Genomic DNA, 26,564 nt, shown 5'->3' on the forward strand with positions numbered 1-26,564 from the left:
TGACCCAGGTGACCCGGATCATTGCCCTCATGACAGACGATCAGGTCAATCGACACCCTGCGCCCATGCCCACCGAAGACCTCCCGGTCGGCTACGCCGACCTGCTGCACGACATCAAGTCGGAAATCACCTCTGCCCGGATCCGGGCGCACCGAGCCGTCAACACCGAACAGATCGAGTTGTACTGGCGGATCGGCCGGCTGATTCTCACCCGCCAGGAGAAGGAGGGCTGGGGAGCTCAGGTCGTGGACCGGCTGGCGGCCGATCTGCGCACCACTCATCCCGGCCAGCGTGGCTTTGGGCGCAGCAACTTGCAGTACATGCTCAAAATGGCCCGGACCTGGCCGGAGCCAATTGTCCAACAGCCTGTTGGACAATTACCCTGGGGCCATATCACGGTCCTCCTCGACAAGACCAACACCCCCGCTGAGCTGGACTTCTATACCCGCTCTGCCGTACAGCACGGCTGGTCCAGAGCCATGCTGCAGCATTGGATCACCAGCGGACTGCACCTCTCCCAGGGCGCTGCGCAGACCAACTTCGCCACCACTGTCATCCCCGAGCAGTCCGACGCCGTTCGCGAGCTCGTCAAGGACCCCTACCGGCTGGAGTTCCTCGGCCTGGACGGCGACCACGCTGAGCGTGACTTCGAGGACGCCCTCGTCGCGCGGCTCATCGAATTCCTCACCGAACTGGGTGTCGGTTTCTCCTTCGTCGGTCGGCAGTACCGGGTCCTGGTCGGAGGCGAGGAGTTCCGCATCGACCTGCTCTTCTACCACTGCAAGTTGCACCGCTACGTCGTCTTCGAGCTGAAGACCAGGACGGCCCGCCCCGAACACGTCGGCAAGCTCGGCTTCTACGTCGCCGTCGTGGACGACCCGGTTCGTGACAAGGAGCGGGACGACGAGACGATCGGCATCCTCCTCAGCGCGGGTCGCAACCATGCTGCCGTGGAGTACGCCCTGCAGAACCACAACCGACCACTCGCCGTGAGCAGTTACGTCGGCCTGCCCCGGCAGGTACGCGAGTTGCTCCCCAGCAGCGAGGATCTGGCCCGCGTGGCCCAGGGTGTCCTGGAGCAGGAAGCACAGCCGTGAATCGTCTTACTCACCAACGTTGAGCTGCGACAATGCGTCGCAACTCAACGAACCGGAGGAAGCACCGATGGCACAGACCGCCATACCGATCCGCACCACCGGCGATCACGATCTCGACGGGGTGACCGTCAAGTACGCATGGGTCGTCACCGTCACCGCCTGGAATGCGGCCGACGCTTTCCGAGAACTGGCACAGCAGGCCCAGGCGGAGGGCGCGCACTGCGTCACCGGTGCACGGCTGGTGTGCAACCCGCACAACAACTCCTGGACCGCCTACGGCACCGGCGAGATCCTGGCGCCGCGGGACAGGTAGCCCGCCCAGGTCAGTTCTTCGTGGCCAGGGCCCTCAGGAAGAAGGTCAGGTTGGCCGGGCGTTCGGCGAGGCGGCGCATGAAGTAGCCGTACCATTCGCCGCCGTAGGGGAGGTAGATGCGCATGGTGGCGCCGGTGTCGACGAGGCGCTGCTGCTCGTCCGGGCGGATGCCGTAGAGCATCTGGTACTCGAAGGTATCGGCCTTGCGGTTGTTCCACTGGGCCAGTTGGCCGGCGATGCGGATCATGCGGGGGTCGTGCGAGGCGACCATGGGGTAGCCCTCGCCGCGCATCAGCTGCTTGAGGCAGCGGACGTAGGAGAGATCGACCTCGCGCTTGGACTGGTATGCCACCGAGGCCGGCTCCTGGTAGGCGCCCTTGCAGAGCCGGACCCGGGAGCCGGGGCCGGCGAAGTCCGCGCAGTCGGCCTCGGTGCGGTGCAGGTAGGCCTGCAGCACCACGCCCAGCCAGGGGAAGTCCGCCCGCAGCTCGCGGGCGATGCCGAGGGTGGAGTCCGTGGTGGTGTGGTCCTCCATGTCGAGGGTGACCGTGGTGCCCGCGTCCGCCGCGGCGGCGCAGATGCGGCGGGCGTTGTCGAGGGCGACCCGCTCCCCGTCGGCGCCCAGGAACTGGCCGACCGCGGAGAGCTTGACCGAGACCTCGGCGCGCTCGGCCAGGCCGGTCTCCTTGAGCGCGCCGAGCAGCCGCTCGTACGCGGCGGCGGTCTCCGCGGCCTGGGCCGCGTCGCGGGTGTCCTCGCCGAGGTGGTCCAGGGTGATCCGCCGGCCCGCCCCGACCAGTTCGTCGGTGACGGCCACGGCGTCGTCCAGCCCCTCGCCGGCGACGAAGCGCTCGACCAGGGCCCGGGTGGGCGGAAGCTGCTGCACCACCGCGCGGGCGCGGGGCGATCGGGCAGCGGCGAGGAGGGGGGTACGGAGCATGACGACTCCTGGCAGGGATGTGCGGGAACAGGTGACGGCGGAGACGAGGGAGCGTCAGCCCATGTGCGGGTAGCGGAAGTCCGTCGGCGGGACGAAGGTCTCCTTGATGGAGCGGGTCGAGGTCCAGCGCAGCAGGTTCTGCGCCGCGCCGGCCTTGTCGTTGGTGCCGGAGGCCCGTCCGCCGCCGAAGGGCTGCTGGCCGACGACCGCGCCGGTGGGCTTGTCGTTGATGTAGAAGTTTCCGGCCGCGAAGCGCAGCTTCTCCATGGTCGCGGCGATGGCCGCCCGGTCGCGGGCGATGACGGCACCGGTGAGGGCGTAGGAGGAGACCGAGTCGAGCTGCTCCAGCACCTCCTCGTAGCGGTCGTCCGCGAACACGTGCACCGCCAGCACCGGTCCGAAGTACTCCTCGCGGAAGTACTCGGCCGCCGGGTCCGCACAGACCAGCACGGTGGGCCGGACGAAGTAGCCGACCGAGTCGTCGTAGCTCCCGCCCGCGAGGATCTCGACCTGAGGGTCGACCGCGGCGCGGTCGATGGCGGCCTTGTTCTTGGCGAACGAGCGGGCGTCGATGACCGCGCCCATGAAGTTGGCCAGGTCGGTGACGTCGCCCATGGTGAGCCACTCCACCTCGTCCTTGAATCCGTCCCTGATCTGCTCCCAGAGCGAGGCCGGGACATAGGCGCGGGACAGCGCCGAGCACTTCTGGCCCTGGTACTCGAAGGCGCCGCGGGTCATCGCGGTCTTCAGCACGGCCGGGTCGGCGCTGGGGTGGGCGACCAGGAAGTCCTTGCCGCCGGTCTCGCCGACCAGGCGGGGGTAGCTGCGGTAGCCGGCGATGTTGGCGCCCACGGTGGCCCAGAGCTTCTGGAAGGTGGCGGTGGAGCCGGTGAAGTGAATGCCCGCCAGGTCACGGTGGGTCAGCGCGACCTCGGAGACCGCCAGTCCGTCGCCGGTGACCATGTTGATGACACCGGCCGGCAGCCCGGCCTCCTCCAGCAGGTCCATCAGCAGGTGGGCCGCGAACTGCTGGGTCGGCGAGGGCTTCCACACCACGGTGTTGCCCATCAGCGCGGGCGCGGTGGGCAGGTTCCCGGCGATGGCGGTGAAGTTGAAGGGCGTGATCGCGTAGACGAAGCCCTCCAGCGGCCGGTGGTCGCTGCGATTCCAGACGCCGGGCGAGGACTGCGGCTGCTCGGCCAGGATCTCCCGGGCGAAGTGGACGTTGAAGCGCCAGAAGTCGACCAGCTCGCAGGGGCTGTCGATCTCGGCCTGCTGGGCGGTCTTGGACTGGCCCAGCATGGTGGCCGCGGCGATGGTCTCCCGCCAGGGGCCGGCCAGCAGGTCGGCGGCGCGCAGGAAGATCGCGGCCCGGTCGTCGAAGGAGAGCGCCCGCCAGGCGGGGGCGGCGGCCAGCGCGGCGTCGACGGCCTCCTGGGCGTCCTCGCGGGTGGCGTTGCGCAGGGTGCCGAGCACGGCGGCGTGGCGGTGCGGCTGGACCACGTCGACCGGCTCGCCCCGGCCGAGGCGGCGGACGCCGCCGACAGCCATGGTCAGCTCCACCGGGCCCTGCTCGCCGAGCCGCTTCAGCTCGGCCTCCAGCCGGGCCCGCTCGGGGCTGCCCGGCGCATAGCTGTGCACCGGCTCATTGACCGGCGCGGGAATCCGGGTCACAGCGTCCAACACGCGCGCTCTCCTCTTGTACGGGTGGGGCAGGGTCTCTGCGCCCTGTGCAGCACGCTAGGGCTCAGCGGTGGGCCACCGATTTGGCCGAACGGATAACATCTGGCCTTGGAGGCTGGCGTATCGGACAAGAGCCGGAGAAGAGGGGTGGACATAGTGCAGGAGCCCGACGGCGTCTCGCTGCGCCAGCTGCTGATGTCCTTCGGGGAGCCGCTGGCCGAGCTCCAGTACGCCCCGGACCTGGACGCGCCGGTCACCGGGGTCGCCCTGCTGGACCCGGAGGACCCGCCGGTCGCGCGCGCCGGCGACCTGGTGCTGGCGCTGGGCGTGCGTGGACGTTCCGCGCTCCCGGTGCTGCGCGCCGCCGCCCGGGACGGGGCGACGGCCGTGGCCGTCAAGCCCGCCCCCGGCACCCCGCCCGAGGCCCTGCGCACGGCTGCCGAGGACGCCGGCGTCGCCCTGCTCTCGGTCCATCCGGAGGCCCGCTGGGACCGGCTGGACGCGCTGGTGCGCGCCGCCCTCGCGGTCGGCCGCCCGCAGCTCACCCATGCCGACGCCGAGGAGGGCGACCTGTTCGGCCTGGCCCAGACCACGGCGGTGCTCACCGGCGGCATCGTCAGCATCGAGGACACCGCCAACCGGATCCTGGCCTACTCCCGCTCCGCCGACTCGGACGAGGCGGACGACCTGCGCCGGCTGACCATCCTCGGCTGGCAGGGACCCGAGCCGTACCTCTCCCGGCTGCGCGAGTGGGGCGTGTTCCAGCAGCTGCGCACCCTGGACGCGGTGGTGTCCATCGACCCGCATCCCGAGCTGGGCCTGCGCCGCCGACTGGTGGTCGCGATCCGCTCCGGCGAACGGCAGTTGGGCACGATCTGGGTGCAGGAGGGATCGGCCCCGCTGGCCGAGCGCGCCGACCAGGCGCTGCTCGGCGCGGCCCGGGTCGCCGCCCTGCACCTGGTCCGCCGCCGCAGCGAGGTCAGCGCCGACCTGCGGCTCACCCGCACCCTGCTGGCCGGACTGCTGGACGGGGCGACCGGGCCGCAGACCCTGGCCGGGCACCTGGCCCTGGACGTCCGCCGTCCGGCCGCCGTCCTGGGCTTCGCGCTGCCGGGCGGACCGGAGCCGGGCCGCAGCGAGGCGCTCAACGTCATCTCGGTGCACGCGGCCGCCCGGCACCGCAACGCACTGGTCGCCCCGGTCGGCGACCGGGTCTACGTGCTGCTGCCGGAGCTGCCGCGCGGCGTCTCCCCGGAGACCCTGCGCGGCTGGGCCCAGGACATCGCCGACGCGGCCCGGCGGCACACCGGCGAGCCGCTGCGCGGCGCCGTGGGCCGGGTCGTCCCCGACCTGCACGCGGTGCCGGCCTCCCGGGCCGAGGCGGACCGGGTGATGGACGCGATGGCGGCCGGCCGGATCACCGCCGACATCGCGGCGCTGCCCGACGTCAGGGCCCAGGTGCTGCTGGGCGAACTGCTGGAGCTGCTGGCCGCCAACCCCGAGGTCCGCGACCCCCGGCTGACCGCGCTGGTGGCGCACGACGCCCGGCACGGCGGCCGACTGGCCGCCTCGGTGCTGGCCTGGCTGGACGGGCTCGGCGACGTCCGGGAGGCCGCCGCCGGCCTGCATGTCCACCCCAACACCCTGCGCTACCGGGTCCGCCGCGCCCAGCAGCTCACCGGCCTGGACCTGAGCAGCCCCGAGCAGCGGCTGCTGGCCATGCTCCAGCTGCGGCTTCCCGACACCGCCTCCGCCCCCGCCCCCGAGAAGTGACGTTTCATCAGCCGACGGATGATCAACTCCTGGATTCGGAACGCTCCATGAGCCAGCTGTTCCACTGGTCCAGCCAGTCGGCCTCGACCGCGAGCCGCTGCTCCAGCAAGCGCCGGCGCTCCTGCTCCGTCGCCGCCTCGGCGATCGCGGAGGGGTCCCAGCGGAACCGGATCTTCCAGGCCCGCTGCGCCCCGGCACTGGGGACGTCGCTGTCGAAGACGGCGTAGCGAATGCTCTCCTCCACTGCTGCCCGCGCGTCGTCCGTGCCCGGGAACCAGTCGGCCCGGAAGGCGAGCCTGGTCATCTGGTTGACCAGGATCCCCACCGCCTCGTCGGCCTGGGCCCGGTCCTCCCCGGCCAGCCGCATTTGCTGGCGCACCGCGCTCTCCCACAGTTCGGCATGGCCGCTGGTGCCCCTGGGCGTCCGGGGCCTGTGCCCCGACTCCATCGACGCCTCGAAGCGCAACGCGTCCTGCACCGAGAAGTCGATCAGCCGACGATGTGCCTCCAACCCCTGGGCCTGGGGCAGTTCGCGCTCGCTGATGTGCGGCTGGGGCGTACCCCGCCGTTCGGCGACGGCCTGAAGCAGCGCCTGCCGCCCCAGTGCATAGGGCTGCAGTTCCTCGACCGTGCGCAGCGCGACCCGTTCGGGCGCGATGCCGCGCCCGGTCAGGGTGAGCACCACCGGATCGCCGCCGCGTCCGCGCAGCGGGCTGTCGGGACCGCCGACGGAGAACCTGGCCGCCCACAGCTTCCCCTCGACCCGCAGCCGGGCCCGCACCGGGATGCCGTCCACGGTGAACCAGGGCTCGGACTCCTCGGCCGGGTCCGTCCCCGCCCCCTTGTCGATCCCGGCGTGGGTGAACAGCCGGTCGCGCTCGTCCTCGACCACGTCCTGGAGCGGGTACAGGCTCAGGCCCTCCTCCTCCACGTGCGTCTCGACCTGGACGTAGGGCCCGTCCGGATCGAACAGCGCCCCGTGCGAGAGCACGACCACGGCGAGCCTGCCGTTGTGCTGCTCCCAGGAGGACAGCGCGGGCGAGTCCAGCAGCGGCGCGATCGGGCCGTAGACCCGGAAGCTGCGCCGACCGAGGCTGCGCAGGTCCGACTCGGCCAGCTCGCGCCAGATGTCACGGGGCCCCTCGAAGCTGGAACCGCTACCCCTGAGATGCACGCAGAATCCCCCTCCGGCCGCGCCGCGGTCGCCATGGTCGCCGACTCCCAGCCTACGGAGCGACGGCCCGGCCGGGCACCGGATCCGGGCACCGGATCGACCGGGCCGGACGCCCGTCCCGCTGGACTACTGCTGCTGCGAGCCCATCCGCGAACGCGCCTTGTAAGCGGCCTTGCGGGCCTCCTTGGCGGTGGACTTGTCCGGGTGCCGCTCGCCCACGGCCTCCAGCACCGCCGTGGTGTAGGGGTGTTCGATCCGCCACAGCTCCGCGAAGAGCTCGGCCGGCTTCTCCTCGTCCGAGAGCTGCACCATGAACGCGGCGAAGCCGCTCTCCTCCGGCCCCTCCTCGATCAGCTGGGCGGCCAGGGTGTCCACCATGGTCCACAGCATCACCGGCCGCCCGGGCAGGTCGAAGTCCTCGACGCCCCGTCCGGCCAGCCAGGTCGTGGCCAGACCGGCGAGCTCGGGATCGGCCAGCACCTCCCGCAGCGCGGGCTCGGCCGCGCCGTCGAGGCGCGCCAGCGCCGCCGCGCAGAGCAGCCGGCGGGTGGGCCCGGTCAGGTCGTTGCCGCGGGCGGCGGCGAGCAACTCGGCCGCCGCCGGCAGCGGTTCGCGGTCCACCAGCCACTCCGCGATCTCCTCGTCCGGCAGCACGTTCACCGCCTCGCAGATCCCCTCCAGCAGCTCGGCCGCGGTGCCCCGGGCCAGGTCGCCGATCAGCGGCGCCTCGTAGCCCTCCTCCAGCAGCCACTGCCGGACCTGGTGGACGCCCAGCGCGGTCAGCCTGGCCAGGCCGAAGCGGGCCGCCTCGTCCTCGTCGACGTCGCCGTCCAGACCGGGCCCGACGGCGTCGGGCGCGGTGTCGCCGGACTCGTCGAAGAGCGCCGGGTCGATCGGGCGGTAGTCGAGCACGCCGATGTCGGCGAGGTCCTGCAGCATCGGGTCCAGTGCGACCATCACATTGGTGATGTCGCCGAGCATCTCCTCGGTGGGCTCCTCGCCGTCCGGCACCACCAGCAGCGCGGCCAGCACGCCCAGCGGGACCGTCTCGTCGGCCTCGGTGTCGGCGAAGGCCCTGGCCTCGTAGAGCACCTGCAGGGCGTCGTCCAGCAGCCCGGAGGCCTGTTCGCGCGCCGCCTCCAGGCGCTCGTACATGGCCTCGGACTCCTCCTCGTCCCTGCCCTCGGAGGCCTCCTCCAGCGCCTGCAGCTCATTGGGGTCGAGGTCCGCCTCGACCACCACGTCCGCGACGGTGTCGGCCGCCAGCTGCCAGGCCTCCAGCACGGCCTCCGGGTCCCCGCCGCTCAGCGCGGTCAGCGCGGCGGTGGGGTGGGCGGTGTCCGCGCCGTCCGAGTCCGGCTCGCCCAGCTCCACCAGGGCGAGGTCCAGGGCCAGGGTCCAGGCCCGCGCCACCGCGAGCGCCCCCTCGTCGCCCGCGCCGAGCTCCAGCTCGGCCGCGGCCAGCTCCTCCTGCTCCCGGCCCAGCTCGCCGAACTCGTCCACCGGGCGCCCGGCCCCCACCCAGCCGGCCAGCCGGATCGCCTGCTCGAACAGCGGCACCCGCAGCGCCGCCGCCGCCAGCTCCTCGCGCGGCAGCAGCCGCACCGGCGGGACGATGATCAGCTCCTCTTCCTCCTCGTCGAAGAGCTCCTCCGGGTCGGCCCCGGACGCACCGTAGAGCGTGTCCAGATCCATGTCGGCCGGGAGTGGGACCCCGGCCGGCGCACCACTCTTCTTACGGCTGGGACCTGCCATGATCGGACACTCGCTCTCGACGGGAAGTGGGGCGACGGACTCGGTCCGCCCGCTCCGTCGAGCCTATCCGCAGCGGCTGCCCGGAACACGGCAGCTTCTCGAAACCCGGACGGAACCCGGACCGACTCAGACGTTGAAGCCGAGTGCCCGCAGCTGGTCGCGGCCGTCGTCGGTGATCTTGTCCGGACCCCACGGCGGCATCCAGACCCAGTTGATCCGCAGGTCCTGGACCAGTCCGTCGGTGGCGGTGCGGGCCTGGTCCTCGATGACGTCGGTCAGCGGGCAGGCCGCCGAGGTCAGCGTCATGTCGATGGTGGCCACGTCGCCCTCGTCGATGTGGACGCCGTAGATCAGGCCCAGGTTGACGACGTCGATGCCCAGCTCCGGGTCGACGACGTCCAGCAGCGCCTCCATCAGGTCGTCCACGGCGACGGTGCCGGCCGTGGTGCCGACGAAGGTGCTCTCCGACGGCGCGTCGGCGGCCGACGTGTCGGTGGTCTCAGCGGTGTCACTCATGCGCTCTCCCTGACGGGTGTCTCGGCCAGCGCCTGCGCGGTGGCGTCCTTCCAGGCCATCCAGCTGAGCAGGGCGCACTTGACCCGGGCCGGGTACTTGGAGACCCCGGCGAACGCGATGGCGTCCTCCAGCAGCTCCTCGTCGCCCTCGGACTGGCCCTTGCTCTGCATCAGCTCCAGGAACGCCTCCTGGACCTGCTGCGCCTCCCCGATCTGCTTGCCGACCAGCAGGTCGTTCAGCACGGACGCGCTCGCCTGGCTGATCGAACAGCCCTGCGAGTCGTACGAGATGTCGGCCACGGTGCTGCCGTCCAGCCGCACCCGCAGGGTGATCTCGTCACCGCAGGTGGGGTTGACGTGGTGCACCTCGGCGTCGCCGTCCCGCAGGCCCTTGCCGTGGGGGTGCTTGTAGTGGTCCAGGATGATCTCCTGGTACATCGAGTCCATCTTCACAGGGTCGTCATCTCCTCTCTCAGCCGAAGAAGGCGCGGACCGTGTGCAGCCCGTCGATCAGGGCGTCCACCTCCGCCTCGGTGGAGTACAGATAGAACGACGCCCGCGTGGTCGCAGGAATTCCGTAGCGCAGGCAGACCGGCCGGGCGCAGTGGTGGCCGACCCGGACCGCGATGCCCTGCTCGTCCAGCACCTGGCCGACGTCGTGCGGGTGGATGTCGCCCAGGGTGAAGGAGATCGCCGCGCCGCGGTCCTCGGCCGTGTCCGGGCCGATGATCTTCAGGTCGGGGACCTCCTGCAGCCGGCGCACCGCGTACTCGACGATCTCCTTCTCGTGCGCGGCGATGTTCTCCATGCCGATCGCGCTGAGGTAGTCGATCGCCGCGCCCAGGCCGATGGCCTGGGAGATCGGCGGGGTGCCGGCCTCGAACTTGTGCGGCGCCGGGGCGTAGGTGGACGAGCTCATCGACACGGTCTCGATCATCTCGCCACCGCCCAGGAACGGCGGCAGGTCCTCCAGCAGCTCCTGGCGGCCCCAGAGCACGCCGATGCCGGTGGGCGCCAGCATCTTGTGCCCGGTGAAGGCGACGAAGTCGGCCTCCAGCGCCTGCACGTCCAGCGGCATGTGCGGGGCGGCCTGCGAGGCGTCGATGACGACCAGCGCGCCGACGTCCTGGGCGCGCCGGACGATCGCCTCGACCGGGTTGATGGTGCCCAGGATGTTGGAGACCAGTACGAACGAGACGACCTTGGTCTTCTCGGTGATGATCTCGTCGATGTTGGAGAGGTCGAGCCGGCCGTCGTCGGTCAGCCCGAACCACTTCAGCTTGGCGCCGGTGCGCTGCGACAGCAGCTGCCACGGCACGATGTTGGAGTGGTGCTCCATCTCCGTGATCACGATCTCGGACTCGGCGTCGACCCGGTAGGGCTCGTCGGCCCAGCCCAGCATGTTGGCGACCAGGTTGAGCGACTCCGAGGCGTTCTTGGTGAAGATCACCTCGTCCCGGCTGGGCGCGTTGACGAACGACGCGACCTTGTCACGGGCGCCCTCGTAGAGCGCCGTGGCCTCCTCCGCCAGCGTGTGCACGCCGCGGTGGACGTTGGCGTTGTGCTGCTCGTAGTAGGCGTTGACCGCGTCGAGCACCTGGCGGGGCTTCTGCGAGGTCGCCGCGCTGTCCAGGTAGACCAGCGGCTTGCCGTCGTGCAGCACCCGCTGCAGGATCGGGAAGTCCTTGCGGATGGCGTCGGTGTCCAGCGCGGACGCCGCGGCGCCGCCGGGGACCACCAGGCCGGGACGGGGGGTATGGATCACGCTGCAGCGCCGCCCTTCGCGTACTTCTCGTAGCCCTCGTTCTCGAGCTCGTCGGCGAGCTCCGGGCCGCCGGACTTGACGATCTTGCCCGCCGCGAAGACGTGCACGTAGTCGGGCTTGATGTAGCGCAGGATGCGCGTGTAGTGGGTGATCAGCAGGGTGCCGACCTCGCCGGTCGCGCGGACCCGGTTGACGCCCTCGGAGACCACCCGCAGCGCGTCGACGTCCAGGCCGGAGTCGGTCTCGTCCAGGATCGCGACCTTGGGCTTGAGCAGCTCCATCTGCAGGATCTCGTGGCGCTTCTTCTCGCCGCCGGAGAAGCCCTCGTTGACGTTGCGCTCGGCGAAGGACGGGTCCATCTGCAGGTCGGCCATGGCCTCCTTGACCTCCTTCACCCAGGTGCGGAGCTTGGGGGCCTCGCCGCGGACGGCGGTGGCGGAGGTGCGCAGGAAGTTGGAGATCGACACACCGGGGATCTCCACCGGGTACTGCATGGCCAGGAAGAGGCCCGCGCGGGCGCGCTCGTCCACGGTCATCGCCAGCACGTCCTCGCCGTCCAGGGTCACCGTGCCGCTGGTGATCGTGTACTTGGGGTGGCCGGCGATGGAGTAGGCGAGGGTGGTCTTGCCGGAGCCGTTGGGGCCCATGATGGCGTGGGTCTCGCCCTGCTTCACCGTCAGGTCGACGCCGCTGAGGATCTCGCGGGGGCCGTTCTCGGTCTCGACGGTGACGTGCAGGTCGTTGATTTCAAGGGTTGCCATGAGGCTCAGGACTCCTGGGTGACGGAGACGAGCACATCGTCCCCTTCGATCTTTACGGGGTACACGGGAACGGGCCGGGTCGCGGGCAGCCCGGAGGGCTTGCCGGTGCGCAGGTCGAAGCTGGACCCGTGCAGCCAGCACTCGATGGAGCAGTCGTCGACCTCGCCCTCGGAGAGCGAGACATTGGCGTGCGAGCAGATGTCGTTGATCGCGAACACCTCGCCGCCGGTGCGCACCAGCGAGACCGGAACGTCGCCGACGGCGACCCGCTTGGGGGTGTCGGCCTCCAGCTCGCTCAGTGCGGCGACTCGAACGAAGCTCATGCGACCGACGCCTCCAGCTCGGCGTCGATCCGCTCGATCAGGCGTTCCTGCAGCTCGGGCAGGCCGATCTGCTGGACCAGCTCGGCGAAGAAGCCGCGGACCACCAGGCGGCGCGCCTCGTCGGCCGGGATGCCGCGGGACTGCAGGTAGAACAGCTGCTCGTCGTCGAAGCGGCCGGTGGCGGAGGCGTGTCCGGCGCCGACGATCTCGCCGGTCTCGATCTCCAGGTTGGGGACCGAGTCGACCCGGGCGCCGTCGGTGAGCACCAGGTTGCGGTTGAGCTCGTAGGTGTCGGTGCCCTCGGCGGCGGCGCGGATCAGCACGTCGCCGATCCAGACCGCGCGCGCGTCCTTGCCCTGCAGCGCGCCCTTGTAGGCGACGTTGCTGCGGCAGTGCGGGGTGTCGTGGTCGATGAACAGCCGGTGCTCCAGGTGCTGGCCGGCGTCGGCGAAGTACAGCCCGTAGAGGTCGGCCTCGCCGCCGGTGGCGCCGTAGACCACCCGGGGGTGCAGCCGGACCAGGTCGCCGCCGAAGCTGACCACCACGGACTTGAACGAGGCGTCCCGGCCGACCAGCGCGGTGTGCTGGGCGACGTGGACGGCGGTGTCGTCCCAGTCCTGGACGGAGACCACGGTGAGCTTGGCGCCGTCGCCGATCAGGTACTCGACGTTGGCGGCCAGCACCGCGTCGCCGGTGTGCTCGATCACGACCAGGGCCTCGGCGAACGCGCCGAGCTCGATCACCTGGTGGCCGTAGGCGGTGCCGCCCTGGCCCTGCACGGTGATCCGGATCGGCTCGGTCAGCACGGTGTCCCGCGGGACCGAGACCAGACCGGCCTTCTCGAAGCTGCTGAACGCCTGGGCGGCGACCCGGTCGACCGGCTTGCCGGCCCTGCCGACCCGCGGGTCGGTGCGCTCCACGGCCTCGACGACGACCCCGGCGGGGGCGCTGACGTCGACCTTGACCGCGCCCTCGGTCGCCTCGGCGCTGCCGTCGTGCAGCCCGCGCAGCCGGTTCAGCGGGGTGAACCGCCAGTTCTCCTCGCGCCCGGTGGGCACCGGGAAGTCGGCGACGTCGTAGGAGTCGACGGCGTCGAGCCTGGCATCGACGGGCTGGACGGCGGCGACGCTGTCGCGCCCGGTGCCGGGACCGGCCAGTTGCGCGCCGGAGCCGGCGGTGCCGACCTCGATGGAGCCTGCCGTGGTCGATCCACCGGCCGTGTTGGTGGCCTCAGCCATTACTAGAACTGCTCTCTCTCGTACGGAAGCGTCGGTGTGCAGGGGCGGGGACCGCGGTCAGCCGACCGAGCCCTCCATCTGCAGCTCGATCAGCCGGTTGAGCTCCAGCGCGTACTCCATCGGGAGCTCCTTGGCGATCGGCTCGACGAAGCCGCGCACGATCATCGCCATCGCCTCGAACTCGGTCAGACCGCGGCTCATCAGGTAGAAGAGCTGGTCCTCGCTGACCTTGGAGACCGTCGCCTCGTGGCCCATCGACACGTCGTCCTCGCGGACGTCCACGTAGGGGTAGGTGTCCGAGCGGGAGATGGTGTCCACCAGCAGCGCGTCGCAGAGCACGTTGGACTTGGCGCCCTTGGAGCCCTCGCCGATCTCGATCAGACCGCGGTAGGAGGTGCGGCCGCCGCCCCGGGCCACCGACTTGGAGACGATGTTGGAGGAGGTGTTGGGCGCCATGTGGACCATCTTGGCCCCGGCGTCCTGGTGCTGGCCGGCGCCGGCGAAGGCGATCGACAGGGTCTCGCCCTTGGCGTGCTCGCCCATCAGGTAGACGGCCGGGTACTTCATGGTGACCTTGGAGCCGATGTTGCCGTCGACCCACTCCATGGTCGCGCCCTCGTAGGCCACGGCCCGCTTGGTCACCAGGTTGTAGACGTTGTTCGACCAGTTCTGGATGGTCGTGTAGCGGCAGCGGCCGCCCTTCTTCACGATGATCTCCACCACGGCGCTGTGCAGCGAGTCCGAGGAGTAGATCGGCGCGGTGCAGCCCTCGACGTAGTGGACGTAGGCGTCCTCGTCGACGATGATCAGCGTCCGCTCGAACTGGCCCATGTTCTCGGTGTTGATCCGGAAGTAGGCCTGCAGCGGGATGTCCACGTGCACGCCCTTCGGCACGTAGATGAACGAGCCGCCGGACCACACCGCGCTGTTCAGCGAGGCGAACTTGTTGTCGCCGACCGGGATGACGGTGCCGAAGTACTCCTGGAACAGCTCCGGGTGCTGCTTCAGCGCGGTGTCCGTGTCGAGGAAGATCACGCCCTGCTCCTCCAGGTCCTCGCGGATCTGGTGGTAGACGACCTCGGACTCGTACTGCGCCGCGACACCGGCGACCAGGCGCTGCTTCTCCGCCTCCGGGATGCCGAGCTTGTCGTAGGTGTTCTTGATGTCGGCGGGCAGGTCCTCCCAGGACTCCGCCTGCTTCTCGGTGGACCGCACGAAGTACTTGATGTTGTCGAAGTCGATGCCGGTGAGGTCGGAGCCCCAGGTCGGCATGGGCTTCTTGCCGAACAGCTTCAGTCCCTTGAGGCGCAGGTTCAGCATCCACTCCGGCTCGGACTTCTTCGCCGAGATGTCGCGGACGACGGCCTCGGACAGACCGCGCTTGGCGGTGGAGCCTGCGGCGTCGGAGTCGGACCAGCCGAACTCGTAGGTGCCCAGGCCCTCAAGCTCCGGGTGAGCGGTGGTGGTCATACGGGGTTCCTCCCGGAGACTGGTGAACTGGAGACGGGCGAACTGGTATCGGTGGACGATCGGGTGGCGGCCGGGGCCGCCGGTACGGCTGGGGTGGGCACGAAGGTCGTGCAGACCCCGTCGCCGTGGGCGATGGTGGCCAGCCGCTGCACATGGGTGCCCAGCAGCTGCGAGAAGACCTCGGTCTCGGCCTCGCAGAACTGCGGGAACTGCTCGGCGATGTGCGCGACCGGGCAGTGGTGCTGGCAGAGCTGCTCTCCGAGAGGGGCACGCCGCACCGTGGCAGCGTACCCGTCGCCGGAGAGCACTCCGGCCAGCTTCTCGGTCGGGGTCAGCCCGTCGCTCTCGCCGAGGGCCTCGCGGTAGCGCTCGGCGTCCCGGGCCAGCCGGGCCCGGGCGAAGGCGGCCAGCGCGTCGCGGCCGGCCTCGCCGCCGCCGGCGGCCTCGGCGAGGAAGCGCAGGGCGTCCGCGGCGAGCTGGTCGTAGGCCTGGTAGAAGGCGTCCCGGCCGGAGTCGGTGAGCAGGAAGACCTTGGCGGGGCGGCCCCGGCCGCGGTGTCCGTACACCTTCTGCTCGCGGGCGGTGACCAGCCCGGCGGCGAGCAGCGAGTCCAGGTGCCGGCGGACCGCCGCCTGGGTGACGCCGAGCCGCTCGGCGAGGTCCGCGGCACTGCTCGGGCCGTGGTCCAGAATGGAGCGGGCCACCCGCTCCCGCGAGGACACCGCGGAAGGCATGGCGACAGCGGCGGTCGTCTCAACGACTGCCTCAGGCCCCTCCTCGCGCTCCCGCATGTATTTCACAACACCATTGTTGCGTAATTCATTCCGCCGGGACAACTTCCTTCGGGGGACGTCCGCTGTCTGATCTATCACTAAGGATTGCCTAACCTGACCTGCGGATTCGGTACCTGGTGCGGGGCGCACCCCGCCGCTTCGTAGACTCGTCGCCATGCAAACCAGTGCTCCCGCCGTCGCGATCACCGGCCTGGTCAAGCGGTACGGCGACAGGACCGCGGTGGACGGCCTGGACCTCACCGTGGCCACGGGCAGCGTCACCGCCGTCCTCGGCCCCAACGGCGCGGGCAAGACCACCACCATCGAGACCTGCGAGGGCTACCGCCGCGCCGACGCCGGCACCGTACGGGTGCTCGGCCTGGACCCCGGCGACCCGGCGCAGGCCGCCCGGCTGCGCCCGCGGATCGGCGTGATGCTGCAGTCCGGCGGCATCTACCCCGGCGCACGCGCCCTGGAGATGCTCCGGCACACGGCGAAGCTGCACGCCCACCCGCTGGACGTGGACGAGCTGGCCGCCCGGCTCGGCCTGGACTCCTGCGGCCGCACCGCCTACCGCCGCCTCTCCGGCGGCCAGCAGCAGCGGCTGGCACTGGCCATGGCCGTCGTCGGCCGCCCGGAACTGGTCTTCCTGGACGAGCCCACCGCCGGCCTGGACCCGCACGCCCGCCAGGCCACCTGGGACCTGGTCCGGAACCTGCGCCGGGACGGCGTCACGGTGGTGCTGACCACCCATCACATGGACGAGGCGGAGCAGCTCGCCGACCGGATCGCCATCGTCGACGGCGGCCGGGTGATCGCCGAGGGCACCCCGGAGGAGCTGTGCCGCAGCGACGCCGCCGACACGGTGCGCTTCCGCGCCCGCCCCGGGCTCGACCTGGGCAGCCTGCTCAAGGCACTGCCGGACGGAACCGCCGTGGCCGAGTCCACCCCCGGCTCCTACCTGGTCGAGGGCGTGGTCGACCCGCAGCTGCTGGCCACCCTCACCAGCTGGTGCGCCCAGTCCGGGGTGATGCCGGAGCAGCTGGCGGTGGGCCGCCGCACCCTCGAAGACGTCTTCCTCGAACTCACCGGACGGGACCTGCGCGCATGAGTACCACCAGCTACGCCCCGCAGCCGGGCGCGGCACCGCTCGGCCGGATGCTCCGGGCCCAGACCGGCCTGGAGACCAGGATGCTGCTGCGCAACGGCGAGCAGCTGCTGCTCACCGTGGTCATCCCCAGCGTGCTGCTGGTGCTGTTCAGCGCGGTCGACATCGTCGCCACCACCGGCCCCGGGGCCAGGGTCGACTTCCTGGCGCCGGGACTGCTGGCCCTCGCCGTGCTGTCCACCGCCTTCACCGGCCAGGCCATCGCCACCGGCTTCGAACGGCGGTACGGGGTGCTCAAGCGGCTGGGCGCCAGCCCGCTGCCGCGCTGGGCGCTGATGACCGCCAAGACCGGGAGCGTGCTGGTCACCGAGGTGCTCCAGGTCGCCCTGCTGTCGGTGATCGCGCTGCTGCTCGGCTGGCACCCGCACGGGCTCGGCACACCGTCGGGGGCGGTCGCGGTGCTGCTGCTCCTGCTGCTGGGCACCGCCGCCTTCTCCGGCCTGGGCCTGCTGATGGCCGGCACGCTGCGGGCCGAGGCCACCCTGGCCGCCGCCAACCTGGTCTTCATCCTGCTGCTGCTGGCCGGCGGGGTGATCGTGCCGCTGTCCAGGTTCCCCGGGGCGGTCCGCCCGGTGCTGGAGGCGCTGCCGATCAGCGCCCTGTCGGACGGACTGCGCTCGGTGCTGCAGCAGGGCGCCGCGATGCCCTGGGGCGACATCGGCATCCTCGCCGCCTGGGCGGTGGTCGCCCTGGCCGCGGCGGCACGCTTCTTCCGCTGGGAGTGACACCGGCGCAGGCCCGACCGGCTAGCCGCCGGCGTGGTCGGCCACCGCCTTCCGGAACGCCTCGGCGGCGCCGGCCGAGCTGGCGACCCGCCAGTCGGTCGGCGTGCTGCTGCCCGGCCACTGCTTGCGGCTGTCGAACCAGACCAGACCGATGACGCCCTTGCTGCCGGCCACCCCCTGGAACAGGTCCCGGATCTGCGCCGGCTTGCGCGGCCCCTCGGCCACCCCGGTCTCGGCGATCAGCAGCGGCTTGCCGGTGAGCCCGCGCAGCACCTTCTCGGTCGGTGCGAAGAGGGAGCGGTAGTCGCTGCCCTCGCCCGGTCCGTAGTAGCCGATCAGGCCGACCCAGTCGATGTAGTCCGCGCCGGGGAAGTAGGGGGCGATGGCGGCGGGGGTACCGGAGTCGGTGGCGTGCGGCGTCCACACCCAGATCACATTGGTGGCCTGCCGCGCCGCGAACAGGTCGTGGATGTGCCGCCAGGCGCGTACGTAGTCGGCGGCGGTGGCGTGCCCCGGGCCCCAGGCGTTCCAGTCGCCGTTCATCTCCGGGGCGAAGCTGATCGCCACCGGCCCGTCGTAGGAGCGGACCTGCCCGGCGAAGCGGGTCAGGTAGGCGTCGTCGGCCCCGGCGGCGATCCGGGCCGGGGTGGTGCCGTTGGGCGTCCAGGTCAGCAGCGGCAGCTGGCCGTTGGCCCAGAGCGCGGCGTTCCCGTCCGGATCGAAGTCCTCGCCCCAGTTGGTGTAGTACTCGCGCAGGTCGGGCGCGCGCCCGGCACTCGCGGTGAAGGAGGTGACCGGGGCCAGTTGACCGGGCTCCCCGTCGGAGGAGACCCCCAGCATCCATCGGTCGGGGTGCAGCAGCGAGGCCACCGAGTAGGGGGCGTGGGTCGGCGAAGCGCTCGGGACCGTACCGGTGCTCGTGGCACCACTGCTCCCTGCGGCGCAGCCGGCCAACGGGAGCAGCGCGGCCACGAGGAGTGCGGCGCGGACCGGTTGCCGCTTTTCCCGAGTAGATATGCGCATGTCAGAGGCTGCTTTCCGATGGGCGAATGCCCGCATCCTAACCATCTTCCGAAACTCATTCCAATTTCATTACACACTCATCACAAAGGTGGGATAAAAGCCCCACCCATGGACATTCGATCGACGGATCACCAGGTTGCTGCACTACCTTCCGACCGGTGAGCATCTCGTCCGACTGGGACACCTTCGAAATTCCGCTGCTCGTCCCCGAGAAGGTCCGGGAAGCCCTTCCCGAAGCCTCGCCGGTGTTCGTCGACCACACCGGGAAGCGCGGCCGCCGGCTGCGCGCCTCGGGCTGGGTCCTCGGGGTGGTCTGCACCGTCTTCGCGGCCGGAATGCTGTCCAACCTGGTCGGCGCCCAGGCCAAGGCCCCGGCCCTGCGGGTGCCCGCCACCGCTGACACCAGCCGGCCGCTCACCCGCTCCGGCCACCCGCTGGTCGTCAACCCGACCGCGCCCTGATGGCCCGCTCCTCCCGCCGGCGCCGCCCGACCAGCCGCAACCGCCGGCTCCAGGTGCCCCCACTGCGGTTCTTCCTGCCGGTCACCCTGCTGGTCACGCTGCTGGTGCTGCTGGTGCTCCGCGGCATGGCCATCAACCAGGTCTTCCACGACACCGCGATCGCGGTGTCGGTGGACAAGACCACGGTGCCCATGAGCGTGCTCACCGGCGGCCCGGTCGTGGACGCCAGGGGCACGGCCAAGCAGGCGAAGCCGGTGAACTACAACATCCCGGCGCACACCGTCGTGCTCAGCTTCGACGACGGCCCGGACCCGGTCTGGACGCCCAAGATCCTGGCCGTGCTGAAGACCTACGGCATCAAGGCCGACTTCTTCATCACCGGTTCGATGGCCTCCCGCCATCCCGCGCTGATCCGCCTGATCCGGGACGAGGGCCACGAGATCGGCGTGCACACCTTCACCCATGCCGACCTGGCCCTGAAGTCCAGCACCCGGATGTCCTGGGAACTGGCGCAGACCCAACTGGCCCTGGCCGGGGTGGCCGGCATCCACAGCTCGCTGTTCCGGCCCCCGTACTCCTCCACCGTGGACGCGCTGGACGACTGGTCCTGGCCGGTGACCAAGCACGCCGGCGCGGACGGCTATCTGACCGCGTTCATCAGCAGCGACACCGACGACTGGATGCGGCCCGGCGTCGCCGCCATCGTCAAGGCCGCCCAGCCGGTGCGGGCGGGGCAGGGCGAGATGATCCTGCTGCACGACGCCGGCGGCGACCGGTCCCAGACCGTGGCCGCACTGCCGCAGATCATCGAGGGCCTGCAGAAGCAGGGCTACCGGTTCACCACCATCACCGGCGCGATCGGCGCGCCCAGCGCGGACGTACCGGTGCACGGCTACCAGCTGTGGGCCGGAAAGGTGTTCATCAAGTCCACCGGTCTCTCGGTGGCCGTGCTGCCGCCCCTGGTCGCCCTGCTCGCCTTCGCCGGCTTCCTGGTCTTCGGCCGCCTCGGGCTGATGCTGGTGCTGGCCGTGGTCCACGTCCGGCGCACCCGCCGGGTGGCCCGCCCCTCGGCGGGGTGGAGCAGTTGGGGCGCTCCGGTGACCGAGCCGGTGACCGTGCTGGTGCCCGCCTACAACGAGCAGGAGTGCATCGAGAGCACCCTGCGCTCGCTCACCGCCGGTGACCATCCGATCGAGGTCATCGTCATCGACGACGGCTCCACCGACGACACCGCCGCCATCGTCCGGGCCCTGGCGCTGCCCGGCGTGCGGCTGATCAGCCAGCCCAACAGCGGCAAGTCCACCGCGCTGAACACCGGCATCGCCAACGCCTCGTACGACCTGATCGTGATGATGGACGGCGACACCGTGTTCGAGCCCTCGACCGTGCGGGAACTGGTCCAGCCGTTCGCCGACCCCCGGGTCGGCGCGGTCGCCGGGAACGCCAAGGTCGGCAACCGGGACACCCTGATCGGGGCCTGGCAGCACATCGAGTACGTGATGGGCTTCAACCTGGACCGCCGGATGTACGACGTGCTCAGCTGCATGCCGACCATCCCCGGCGCGGTGGGCGCGTTCCGCCGCGAGGCGCTGGAGCAGGTGGGCGGCCTCAGTGACGACACCCTCGCCGAGGACACCGACGTCACCATGGCCCTGCACCGGGCCGCCTGGAAGGTCGTCTACGCCGAGAAGGCCCGGGCCTGGACCGAGGCGCCCGGCAGCATCGGCCAGCTCTGGTCCCAGCGCTACCGCTGGAGCTACGGCACCATGCAGGCGATGTGGAAGCACCGCCACGCCGTGCTGGAGCGAGGTCCCGCCGGCCGCTTCGGCCGGGTCGGCCTGCCGCTGGTGGTGCTGTTCATGGTGGTCACCCCGATGCTGGCGCCGCTGATCGACGTCTTCACCCTGTACGGACTGCTGTTCGTCGACGCCGGCGGCACCATCGCGGCCTGGCTGGGCGTCATGGCGATCCAGGGCTGCTTCGCCTGGTTCGCCTTCCGGCTGGACCGGGAGAAGGCCTGGCACCTGATCACCCTGCCGGTGCAGCAGGTGGTGTACCGGCAGCTGATGTACATGGTGCTGCTCCAGTCCTGGATCACCGCGCTGACCGGGGGCCGGCTGCGCTGGCAGAAGCTGCGGCGCACCGGTGAGGTCGGCGTACCGGTCGGCACCGAGCCCACCGTGGCGGGGTCATGAGCGCCTCCTTCGGCCCGTACCCGGACGGCTCCTTCGCCGAGGGCTCCCTGGCCGACAGCACCGTCCAGCTGCGGATCCCCGACGCCTTCCGGCAGGCCCACGGAGCGGCCGCCGCCGAGGCGGCCGAACCCGGGCCCGAGCCCGCGGCCCCGGCGCGCAAGCCGGGTCGCGACCGCTACCTCGACCTGCTGCGCGCGCTGGCCCTGGTCCGGGTGATCGTCTACCACAACTTCGGCTGGATCTGGCTGCCGCTGGTCTTCCCCTCCATGGGCGTGATGTTCGCGCTGGCCGGCTCGCTGATGGCGAACTCGCTGAAGCGGCCCGCCTGGGGCGTCATCCGCAGCAGGCTCCGCCGGCTGCTGCCGCCGATGTGGCTGTTCGGCGCCATCGCGGTGGCCACCATGGTCTACGACGGCTGGGGTCCGAACGCCTCGGGCCACCCGCACTGGTGGTGGGGCGAACTGTCGTTCTGGGTGCTGCCGCTGAGCGAGCCGCCGTTCGGCGCCCACCTGCACGGATTCCACCACTTGGTGGACCCCACCTGGGCCGAGCAGATCTCGGTTCCGCTCTGGTACCTGCGCGCCTACCTCTGGTACGTCCTGCTCAGCCCGCTGCTGCTGAAGGCCCTGCGCAGGCTCCCCTGGGTCACCCTGCTGCTGCCCATCGCCCTGTCGGTACTGATCAACTCGGGCCTGGTCGACCAGGAGGGGCGGCTGATGGAGGCCGCCACCGACTTCACCACCTTCGGCTCCTGCTGGCTGCTCGGCATGGCCCACCACGAGGGAATCCTCAAGCGCCTTCCGCGCTATGTCGCACCCTCGATCGCCCCGATGATCCTGATCGCCGCCCTGTGGTGGCTGGAGCGCGCGCCCAGCGACAACCCGGCCGCCGGGGTCGACATCGAGGGCGTCCCGGTCGCACAGGCCGTCTGGTCCTTCGGCTTCGTGCTGATGCTGCTGCACCTCAGCCCCTCCTGGCAGCAGTGGCCGAAACCGCTGGAACGCTGGAACGGGCTGGTGAGCTGGCTCAATGCCCGTGCCGTCAGCGTCTACCTCTGGCACAACGTCGCCCTGGTGCTCAGTCAGCCGCTGATCGACCAGCTCTGGCAGGTGAACTTCGTCTACCTGCACCTCCGCTGGCTGCTCATGAGCCAGTGGCTGCCGTTGATCGTCGCGATCCCGTTGCTGGTGCTGTTCGTGACCGCGTTCGGCTGGGTGGAGGACGTGGCCGCCGGACGCTCGCCGAGGCTCTTCCCGTGGCCGCGACGGGTGCGCAGCCGACGCCGGGCCTGAGTGCGACCTGGGCGGCGCGTAACAGCCCTGGTACAGATTCCGGAATTCGCCTGCCGATCGCTCCGCTTTTCCCCGTTAATTGTCTGTTTTCAGATGAATTGACAACACTGCAGGGAAAATTAAGCATGTGTGACGCTCCTGTGTCGACCGGAAAGTAAAGGGAAGACGTGTCCCACACTCGTCGTACCGCAACACTGCTGCGCATAGCCGGTACCGGCTCCGCGGCCCTCGCCCTCGGCCTCGGCGCCGCGGGAACCTCGTTCGCCTCGGGCCACGGCTGGAACGGCCACCAGGCCGGTTTCAGCTCCAGCCACGCGCAGCCCGCCACCAAGGGCGCCTCCGGCGGCGACTGCTCGATCTCCACCTCGGACTCGCTGGTGCCGACCGCCTCGGGCACCGTGCAGATCACCGTGCGGACCGACGGCAGCGGCAGCTGCGACGTCTCGCTGGCCTCCTACCTGACCGAGGGCCCCGACTGGGTCCACTCCGGCACCCAGACCCTGGTCGACGTGGCCCATGTCACCGTGCACGACGGCGGCTCGGCGCAGCTCTCGGTGAAGGTCCCGGACGTCGGCTGCTACGGCCAGATCGACCTCTACAAGGGGTCCAAGGTCTTCTCCGGCGACAACGCCCCGCACTACCCCAACGGTGTGTTCTCCGGTGACAGCGGCCTGATCAAGTCCTGGAACGGCGGCACCCAGCTCTGCTCGCCCACCCCGAGCACCCCGCCGTCGGAGTCGGCCGCCCCGTCGGACTCCGCCAGCGCCTCGGCGAGCGCCTCCTCGAGCGAGTCGGCCTCGTCCGCACCGTCCGACAGCGCCTCCGCCTCGGCGAGCAGCTCCACCGGCGCGTCCGCCTCCTCCTCGGCCGGGGCCTCCTCGTCCGCCTCGGCGAGCACGGGGGCGTCCGCGTCCTCGTCCTCCAGCGCGGCCGCGGTCGCCAGTGCCACCTCCGGCAGCGGCACCGGGCTCGCAGACACCGGTAGCGACGGCACCGGCACCATCGCCGGCATCGCCGGCGCCCTGGTCGTCGCGGGCGGTGCGGCGGTCTTCGTGCTGCGTCGCCGTGCTGCGGGCAGCCACAGCTGATCCCTGCCCCGCATCTCGGCCTGCGGCCCGCGCCGGAACCACCGGTGCGGGCCGCAGCCGTGTCGCCGGAGACCCGCTCAGAAGATCCTCAGTCGCGCAATCTACGATGACTGGCGTGCGTACACCCTTCTCCCTCCTCGCCGAGCGCGTCACGGTCTCCGACCGCGTGATCCGCTGGGCGGCCTTCGCAACGCTGGTCATGAGCGTGCTGGTCGTGGTGACCGGCGGCGCGGTGCGGCTGACCAGCTCGGGGCTGGGCTGCCCGACCTGGCCGACCTGCACCGGCAGCAGCATCGCCACCACGCCCGCGATGGGCATCCACGGCATCATCGAGTTCGGCAACCGGATGCTCACCGACGTGCTCTGCGCGGTGATCGGACTGGCCATCATCGCCGCGCGCTGCGGCCGGACCTGGCGGCGCAGCCTGACCAGGCTCGGCTGGGCGCAGTTCTGGGTGACGGTGGCTCAGGCGGTCCTGGGCGGGATCACGGTGCTGACGCACCTCAACCCCTTCATCGTGGCCTGCCACTTCCTCGCCTCGACCGTGCTGATCCTGACCGCGCTGGCGATGTGGCAGCGCAGCCGCGAGGGCGACGGCGATCCGGTGCGCACCGTGGGCCGGCCGGTGGTCCAGCTGTCCCGGCTGACCATCGCGGTGACCTCGGCCCTGATCGTGGCGGGCACCCTGGCCACCGGGACCGGCAAGCACTCCGGCGACGGCACCGAGGTCAAGCGGATGCCCTTCGACGCGGAGAAGGTCACCCAGTTCCACGCCGACTTCGCCATGGTCACCATCGGCCTGTCGCTGGCGATGATGTTCGTACTGATGGCCGTGGACGCACCGGCCGAGCCCCGCCGCCGGGCCCGCGAGTTCTTCGTCGTACTGATGTCGCAGGCCGTGATCGGGTTCGTCCAGTACTTCACCCACACACCGGAACTGCTGGTCGCGGTGCACCTGCTGGGGGCGGCCCTGGTCTGGGTCGCGGTACTGCGGCTGCACCTGTCGCTGCGGACCCGCCCCGAGGTCGGCGCGCTGCCGCGGCCCTCGAACATCGAGGCCGTGGCGCATCTGGCAGAGGTCTAGGGACCTGACTGCGGACCGTAGTGGGCTGATCGCGCAGTTCCCCGCGCCCCTTTCTAGGGGCGCGGGGAACTGCGCGAACGGCAACCAGACAGACGCCGCAGCCGAACGCCCTCAGGCCTGGGTCCCGCCGAGCTGCAGTCCGGCCATGCGCTTCCACTCATAGGCACTGGTGCGCACCTTCAGCCCCAGCTCGCCCTCGAAGGCCTCGTGCACGGTGATCCCGGACAGCTCCACCGCCCGTTCGGCCACCGCCAGGCTCGGCGCCACCTGGTCGCCCCACGCGCCGTCCGCGCCGACCAGCGCGATCCGGGTGGAGATCCCGCCGATGTACTCGACGACCCCGTCGGCGCTGCCCCCGTGGGCCGCCGCGAAGGCCTTGATGTGCTTGGCGATGCGGGCCGCACGGCGCTCGTCGCGGGCGGAGGGGGCGGCAGCAGTGGTCGTTTCGCTCATACGGCTGATGCTACCCACGAGTATCCCCGCGCACGACAGCGCCCCGGACTACTTGAGGAAGGGGTCGATCGCGATCTCGACGAACAGCAGCGTCAGATAGGTGATGGACCAGTGGAACAGCCGCATCTCCTTCAGCTTGGCCCCGACCACCCCGGCCTTGGCGCGGGACAGCAGCCCGTGCGCCTCCTTCAGCCAGAAGGCGCCCAGCAGCACCGCCGAGACCGGATAGAGCCAACTGGTGTGGCCCAGCGGCCACAGCGCCAGCGACACCGCGACCATCGCCCAGCTGTAGCCGACGATCTGCCTGGCGACCGCCTCGTTGGTGGCGATCACCGGGAGCATCGGGACGCCCGCGTTGGCGTAGTCGTCCTTCACCTTCATCGACAGCGGCCAGTAGTGCGGCGGCGTCCAGAGGAAGATGACCAGGAACAGCACCACCGGGGCCCAGCCCAGCGAGTCGCGGACCGCAGCCCAGCCGATGAAGACCGGCATGCAGCCCGCGATGCCGCCCCAGACGATGTTCTGCGCGGTCCGGCGCTTCAGTCCGAGGGTGTAGACGAAGACGTAGAACAGCAGTGCCGCCAGCGCCAGCGCCGCCGACAGCGGGTTCACCAGCGCGGCCAGCCAGGCGGTGGACCCGATCGCCAGCGCGATGCCGAAGACCAGGCACTCGCGCGGCGACACCATGCCGGTGACCAGCGGACGGCGCTCGGTACGGTGCATCAGCGCGTCGATGTCGCGGTCGATGTACATGTTGAGGGCGTTGGCGCCACCGGCCGACAGGTAACCGCCGACGACGACGTACAGCACCAGCAGCAGGTCCGGGACACCGCGCTGCGCCAGGAACATCACCGGGACGGTGGTGATCAGCAGCAACTCGATGATCCGCGGCTTGGTCAGTGCGACGAATGCCCCGACACGGGCCGGCAGCGGCCGATGCCCGGGGTTCGCCTTGACCAGCCCCGCTGGGCGGGTTTCGACGGCGGTCACGAACACCCCTGGTTGATGGAGAGCCGCAGGACCGGGACGAGGCCCGGCGGCCCTGCGCGTACCACGCCACCTTAGACGTTGCATATGTCGGCTTCGGCGCGGGGTCCCGGTTCCAGTAACCGTGTTGCACCGTTCAGCGGGCGGTTCCCCGGACGATCCCTCAGGCTGCCATATAGGAGTGACCGCAAGAACGGGCTGCTGGTTGCCGGGAATGCCTCCTGCGCTCATGCGGTTGGGCCCGGGTGGCTGCCCGCGGTCCGGAACGCAGAGAACGAGTGAACGCATGAGCGGTAGGCTCGCCTCGTACAGCGGGTCAACGCTCTGTGACCAGGGTCCGCCACCGTCGACGGTCCACGGCACCGGGTCGAATGACGATATGGAAGGAGCCCTGATTCAGGGTGAGTACGAAGCCGAGCAACACCTTTGAGTGGACCGAGCTCGACCAGCGGGCGGTGGACACCGTTCGGGTTCTGGCGGCGGATGCCGTGCAGAAGGTCGGGAACGG

At 70.8% G+C, this 26,564-nt stretch carries 25 protein-coding genes; 10 read left to right on the forward strand and 15 right to left on the reverse strand.

Annotated elements, in window-relative coordinates; genetic code table 11:
- Window positions 1-65 precede the first annotated feature (65 nt).
- Window positions 66-1,097 carry a PDDEXK nuclease domain-containing protein gene (locus tag ABUW04_RS36765; RefSeq protein WP_380568697.1) on the forward strand — a complete coding sequence of 344 codons (1,032 nt, stop codon included), beginning with the start codon at window positions 66-68 and terminating at the stop codon, window positions 1,095-1,097.
- Window positions 1,098-1,164: 67 nt separating this feature from the next.
- Window positions 1,165-1,410, forward strand: a complete 246-nt coding sequence (locus ABUW04_RS36770) for a hypothetical protein (RefSeq protein WP_380568698.1) — start codon at window positions 1,165-1,167, stop codon at window positions 1,408-1,410.
- Between the two features lie 10 nt (window positions 1,411-1,420).
- On the opposite strand, the gene ABUW04_RS36775 is transcribed toward ABUW04_RS36770, so the two are convergent.
- On the reverse strand, window positions 1,421-2,350 hold the full coding sequence (locus tag ABUW04_RS36775) for a proline dehydrogenase family protein (protein ID WP_380568699.1): 930 nt from the start codon (window positions 2,348-2,350) through the stop codon (window positions 1,421-1,423).
- 54 nt (window positions 2,351-2,404) lie between these two features.
- A complete protein-coding gene (gene pruA, locus ABUW04_RS36780; protein WP_380568714.1) occupies window positions 2,405-4,033 on the reverse strand; it encodes an L-glutamate gamma-semialdehyde dehydrogenase in 1,629 nt (542 codons plus the stop codon).
- A gap of 147 nt (window positions 4,034-4,180) precedes the next feature.
- On the opposite strand from pruA, the gene ABUW04_RS36785 reads away from it, so the two are divergent.
- Window positions 4,181-5,806: a PucR family transcriptional regulator gene (locus ABUW04_RS36785; protein ID WP_380568700.1), complete on the forward strand. Its 1,626-nt coding sequence runs from the start codon at window positions 4,181-4,183 to the stop codon at window positions 5,804-5,806.
- A 22-nt stretch (window positions 5,807-5,828) separates the two neighbouring features.
- On the opposite strand, the gene ABUW04_RS36790 is transcribed toward ABUW04_RS36785, so the two are convergent.
- The 10 genes from ABUW04_RS36790 to ABUW04_RS36835 form a co-directional block, all read right to left on the reverse strand.
- Entirely contained in the window at window positions 5,829-6,980 is a 1,152-nt protein-coding gene (locus tag ABUW04_RS36790; RefSeq protein WP_380568701.1) for a hypothetical protein, read from the reverse strand.
- A gap of 126 nt (window positions 6,981-7,106) precedes the next feature.
- Window positions 7,107-8,735, reverse strand: coding sequence for a hypothetical protein (locus tag ABUW04_RS36795; RefSeq protein WP_380568702.1), 1,629 nt, complete (start codon window positions 8,733-8,735; stop codon window positions 7,107-7,109).
- 126 nt (window positions 8,736-8,861) lie between these two features.
- Window positions 8,862-9,149 carry a metal-sulfur cluster assembly factor gene (locus ABUW04_RS36800; protein ID WP_042402008.1) on the reverse strand — a complete coding sequence of 96 codons (288 nt, stop codon included), beginning with the start codon at window positions 9,147-9,149 and terminating at the stop codon, window positions 8,862-8,864.
- 98 nt (window positions 9,150-9,247) lie between these two features.
- Entirely contained in the window at window positions 9,248-9,703 is a 456-nt protein-coding gene (sufU, locus tag ABUW04_RS36805; protein WP_030263316.1) for a Fe-S cluster assembly sulfur transfer protein SufU, read from the reverse strand.
- Between the two features lie 19 nt (window positions 9,704-9,722).
- Complete coding sequence (locus tag ABUW04_RS36810; RefSeq protein ID WP_380568715.1) at window positions 9,723-10,958, reverse strand: cysteine desulfurase; 1,236 nt, start codon at window positions 10,956-10,958, stop codon at window positions 9,723-9,725.
- A 53-nt stretch (window positions 10,959-11,011) separates the two neighbouring features.
- Complete coding sequence (sufC, locus tag ABUW04_RS36815) at window positions 11,012-11,776, reverse strand: Fe-S cluster assembly ATPase SufC (protein ID WP_030263321.1); 765 nt, start codon at window positions 11,774-11,776, stop codon at window positions 11,012-11,014.
- 5 nt (window positions 11,777-11,781) lie between these two features.
- On the reverse strand, window positions 11,782-12,099 hold the full coding sequence (locus ABUW04_RS36820) for a non-heme iron oxygenase ferredoxin subunit (RefSeq protein ID WP_030263324.1): 318 nt from the start codon (window positions 12,097-12,099) through the stop codon (window positions 11,782-11,784).
- Window positions 12,096-13,337, reverse strand: a complete 1,242-nt coding sequence (sufD, locus tag ABUW04_RS36825) for a Fe-S cluster assembly protein SufD (protein WP_030263327.1) — start codon at window positions 13,335-13,337, stop codon at window positions 12,096-12,098. The genes ABUW04_RS36820 and sufD overlap by 4 nt, the downstream gene beginning before the upstream one ends.
- A 57-nt stretch (window positions 13,338-13,394) precedes the next feature.
- Entirely contained in the window at window positions 13,395-14,807 is a 1,413-nt protein-coding gene (sufB, locus tag ABUW04_RS36830) for a Fe-S cluster assembly protein SufB (RefSeq protein WP_030263330.1), read from the reverse strand.
- Window positions 14,804-15,541 (reverse strand): helix-turn-helix transcriptional regulator, encoded by a 738-nt coding sequence (locus tag ABUW04_RS36835; protein ID WP_051726376.1) that lies wholly within the window; start codon window positions 15,539-15,541, stop codon window positions 14,804-14,806. Before ABUW04_RS36835 ends, sufB begins: the two co-directional genes overlap by 4 nt.
- Before the next feature lie 214 nt (window positions 15,542-15,755).
- Between ABUW04_RS36835 and ABUW04_RS36840 the strand changes: the two genes are divergently transcribed.
- Both ABUW04_RS36840 and ABUW04_RS36845 read left to right on the forward strand, forming a co-directional pair.
- Window positions 15,756-16,691 carry an ABC transporter ATP-binding protein gene (locus ABUW04_RS36840; RefSeq protein ID WP_030263336.1) on the forward strand — a complete coding sequence of 312 codons (936 nt, stop codon included), beginning with the start codon at window positions 15,756-15,758 and terminating at the stop codon, window positions 16,689-16,691.
- Window positions 16,688-17,473, forward strand: a complete 786-nt coding sequence (locus ABUW04_RS36845; protein WP_030263344.1) for an ABC transporter permease — start codon at window positions 16,688-16,690, stop codon at window positions 17,471-17,473. The genes ABUW04_RS36840 and ABUW04_RS36845 overlap by 4 nt, the downstream gene beginning before the upstream one ends.
- A 21-nt stretch (window positions 17,474-17,494) precedes the next feature.
- Here the strand turns inward: ABUW04_RS36845 and ABUW04_RS36850 are convergent, their stop codons facing one another.
- A complete protein-coding gene (locus ABUW04_RS36850; RefSeq protein ID WP_037597599.1) occupies window positions 17,495-18,496 on the reverse strand; it encodes a glycoside hydrolase family 26 protein in 1,002 nt (333 codons plus the stop codon).
- Between the two features lie 158 nt (window positions 18,497-18,654).
- Here ABUW04_RS36850 and ABUW04_RS36855 point away from each other — a divergent pair, with 158 nt between their 5' ends.
- The 5 genes from ABUW04_RS36855 (at window position 18,655) to ABUW04_RS36875 (ending at window position 24,616) form a co-directional block, all read left to right on the forward strand.
- Complete coding sequence (locus ABUW04_RS36855; RefSeq protein ID WP_030263351.1) at window positions 18,655-18,957, forward strand: hypothetical protein; 303 nt, start codon at window positions 18,655-18,657, stop codon at window positions 18,955-18,957.
- Window positions 18,957-21,152: a bifunctional polysaccharide deacetylase/glycosyltransferase family 2 protein gene (locus ABUW04_RS36860; RefSeq protein WP_380568703.1), complete on the forward strand. Its 2,196-nt coding sequence runs from the start codon at window positions 18,957-18,959 to the stop codon at window positions 21,150-21,152. Before ABUW04_RS36855 ends, ABUW04_RS36860 begins: the two co-directional genes overlap by 1 nt.
- Window positions 21,149-22,444 carry an acyltransferase family protein gene (locus ABUW04_RS36865; protein WP_084715371.1) on the forward strand — a complete coding sequence of 432 codons (1,296 nt, stop codon included), beginning with the start codon at window positions 21,149-21,151 and terminating at the stop codon, window positions 22,442-22,444. Before ABUW04_RS36860 ends, ABUW04_RS36865 begins: the two co-directional genes overlap by 4 nt.
- A gap of 167 nt (window positions 22,445-22,611) precedes the next feature.
- The gene (locus ABUW04_RS36870) at window positions 22,612-23,532 is read left to right on the forward strand and encodes a hypothetical protein (protein WP_380568704.1); all 921 of its coding nucleotides are present in this window, start codon (window positions 22,612-22,614) and stop codon (window positions 23,530-23,532) included.
- Window positions 23,533-23,638: 106 nt separating this feature from the next.
- Window positions 23,639-24,616: a COX15/CtaA family protein gene (locus ABUW04_RS36875; RefSeq protein WP_380568705.1), complete on the forward strand. Its 978-nt coding sequence runs from the start codon at window positions 23,639-23,641 to the stop codon at window positions 24,614-24,616.
- Between the two features lie 111 nt (window positions 24,617-24,727).
- On the opposite strand, the gene ABUW04_RS36880 is transcribed toward ABUW04_RS36875, so the two are convergent.
- Complete coding sequence (locus tag ABUW04_RS36880) at window positions 24,728-25,069, reverse strand: hypothetical protein (protein ID WP_030263368.1); 342 nt, start codon at window positions 25,067-25,069, stop codon at window positions 24,728-24,730.
- A 48-nt stretch (window positions 25,070-25,117) separates the two neighbouring features.
- Window positions 25,118-26,059, reverse strand: a complete 942-nt coding sequence (locus ABUW04_RS36885; RefSeq protein ID WP_037597635.1) for a heme o synthase — start codon at window positions 26,057-26,059, stop codon at window positions 25,118-25,120.
- Window positions 26,060-26,564 lie beyond the last annotated feature (505 nt).

Source organism: Streptacidiphilus jeojiensis (genome assembly GCF_042510965.1).
Taxonomy (GTDB): domain Bacteria; phylum Actinomycetota; class Actinomycetes; order Streptomycetales; family Streptomycetaceae; genus Streptacidiphilus; species Streptacidiphilus jeojiensis.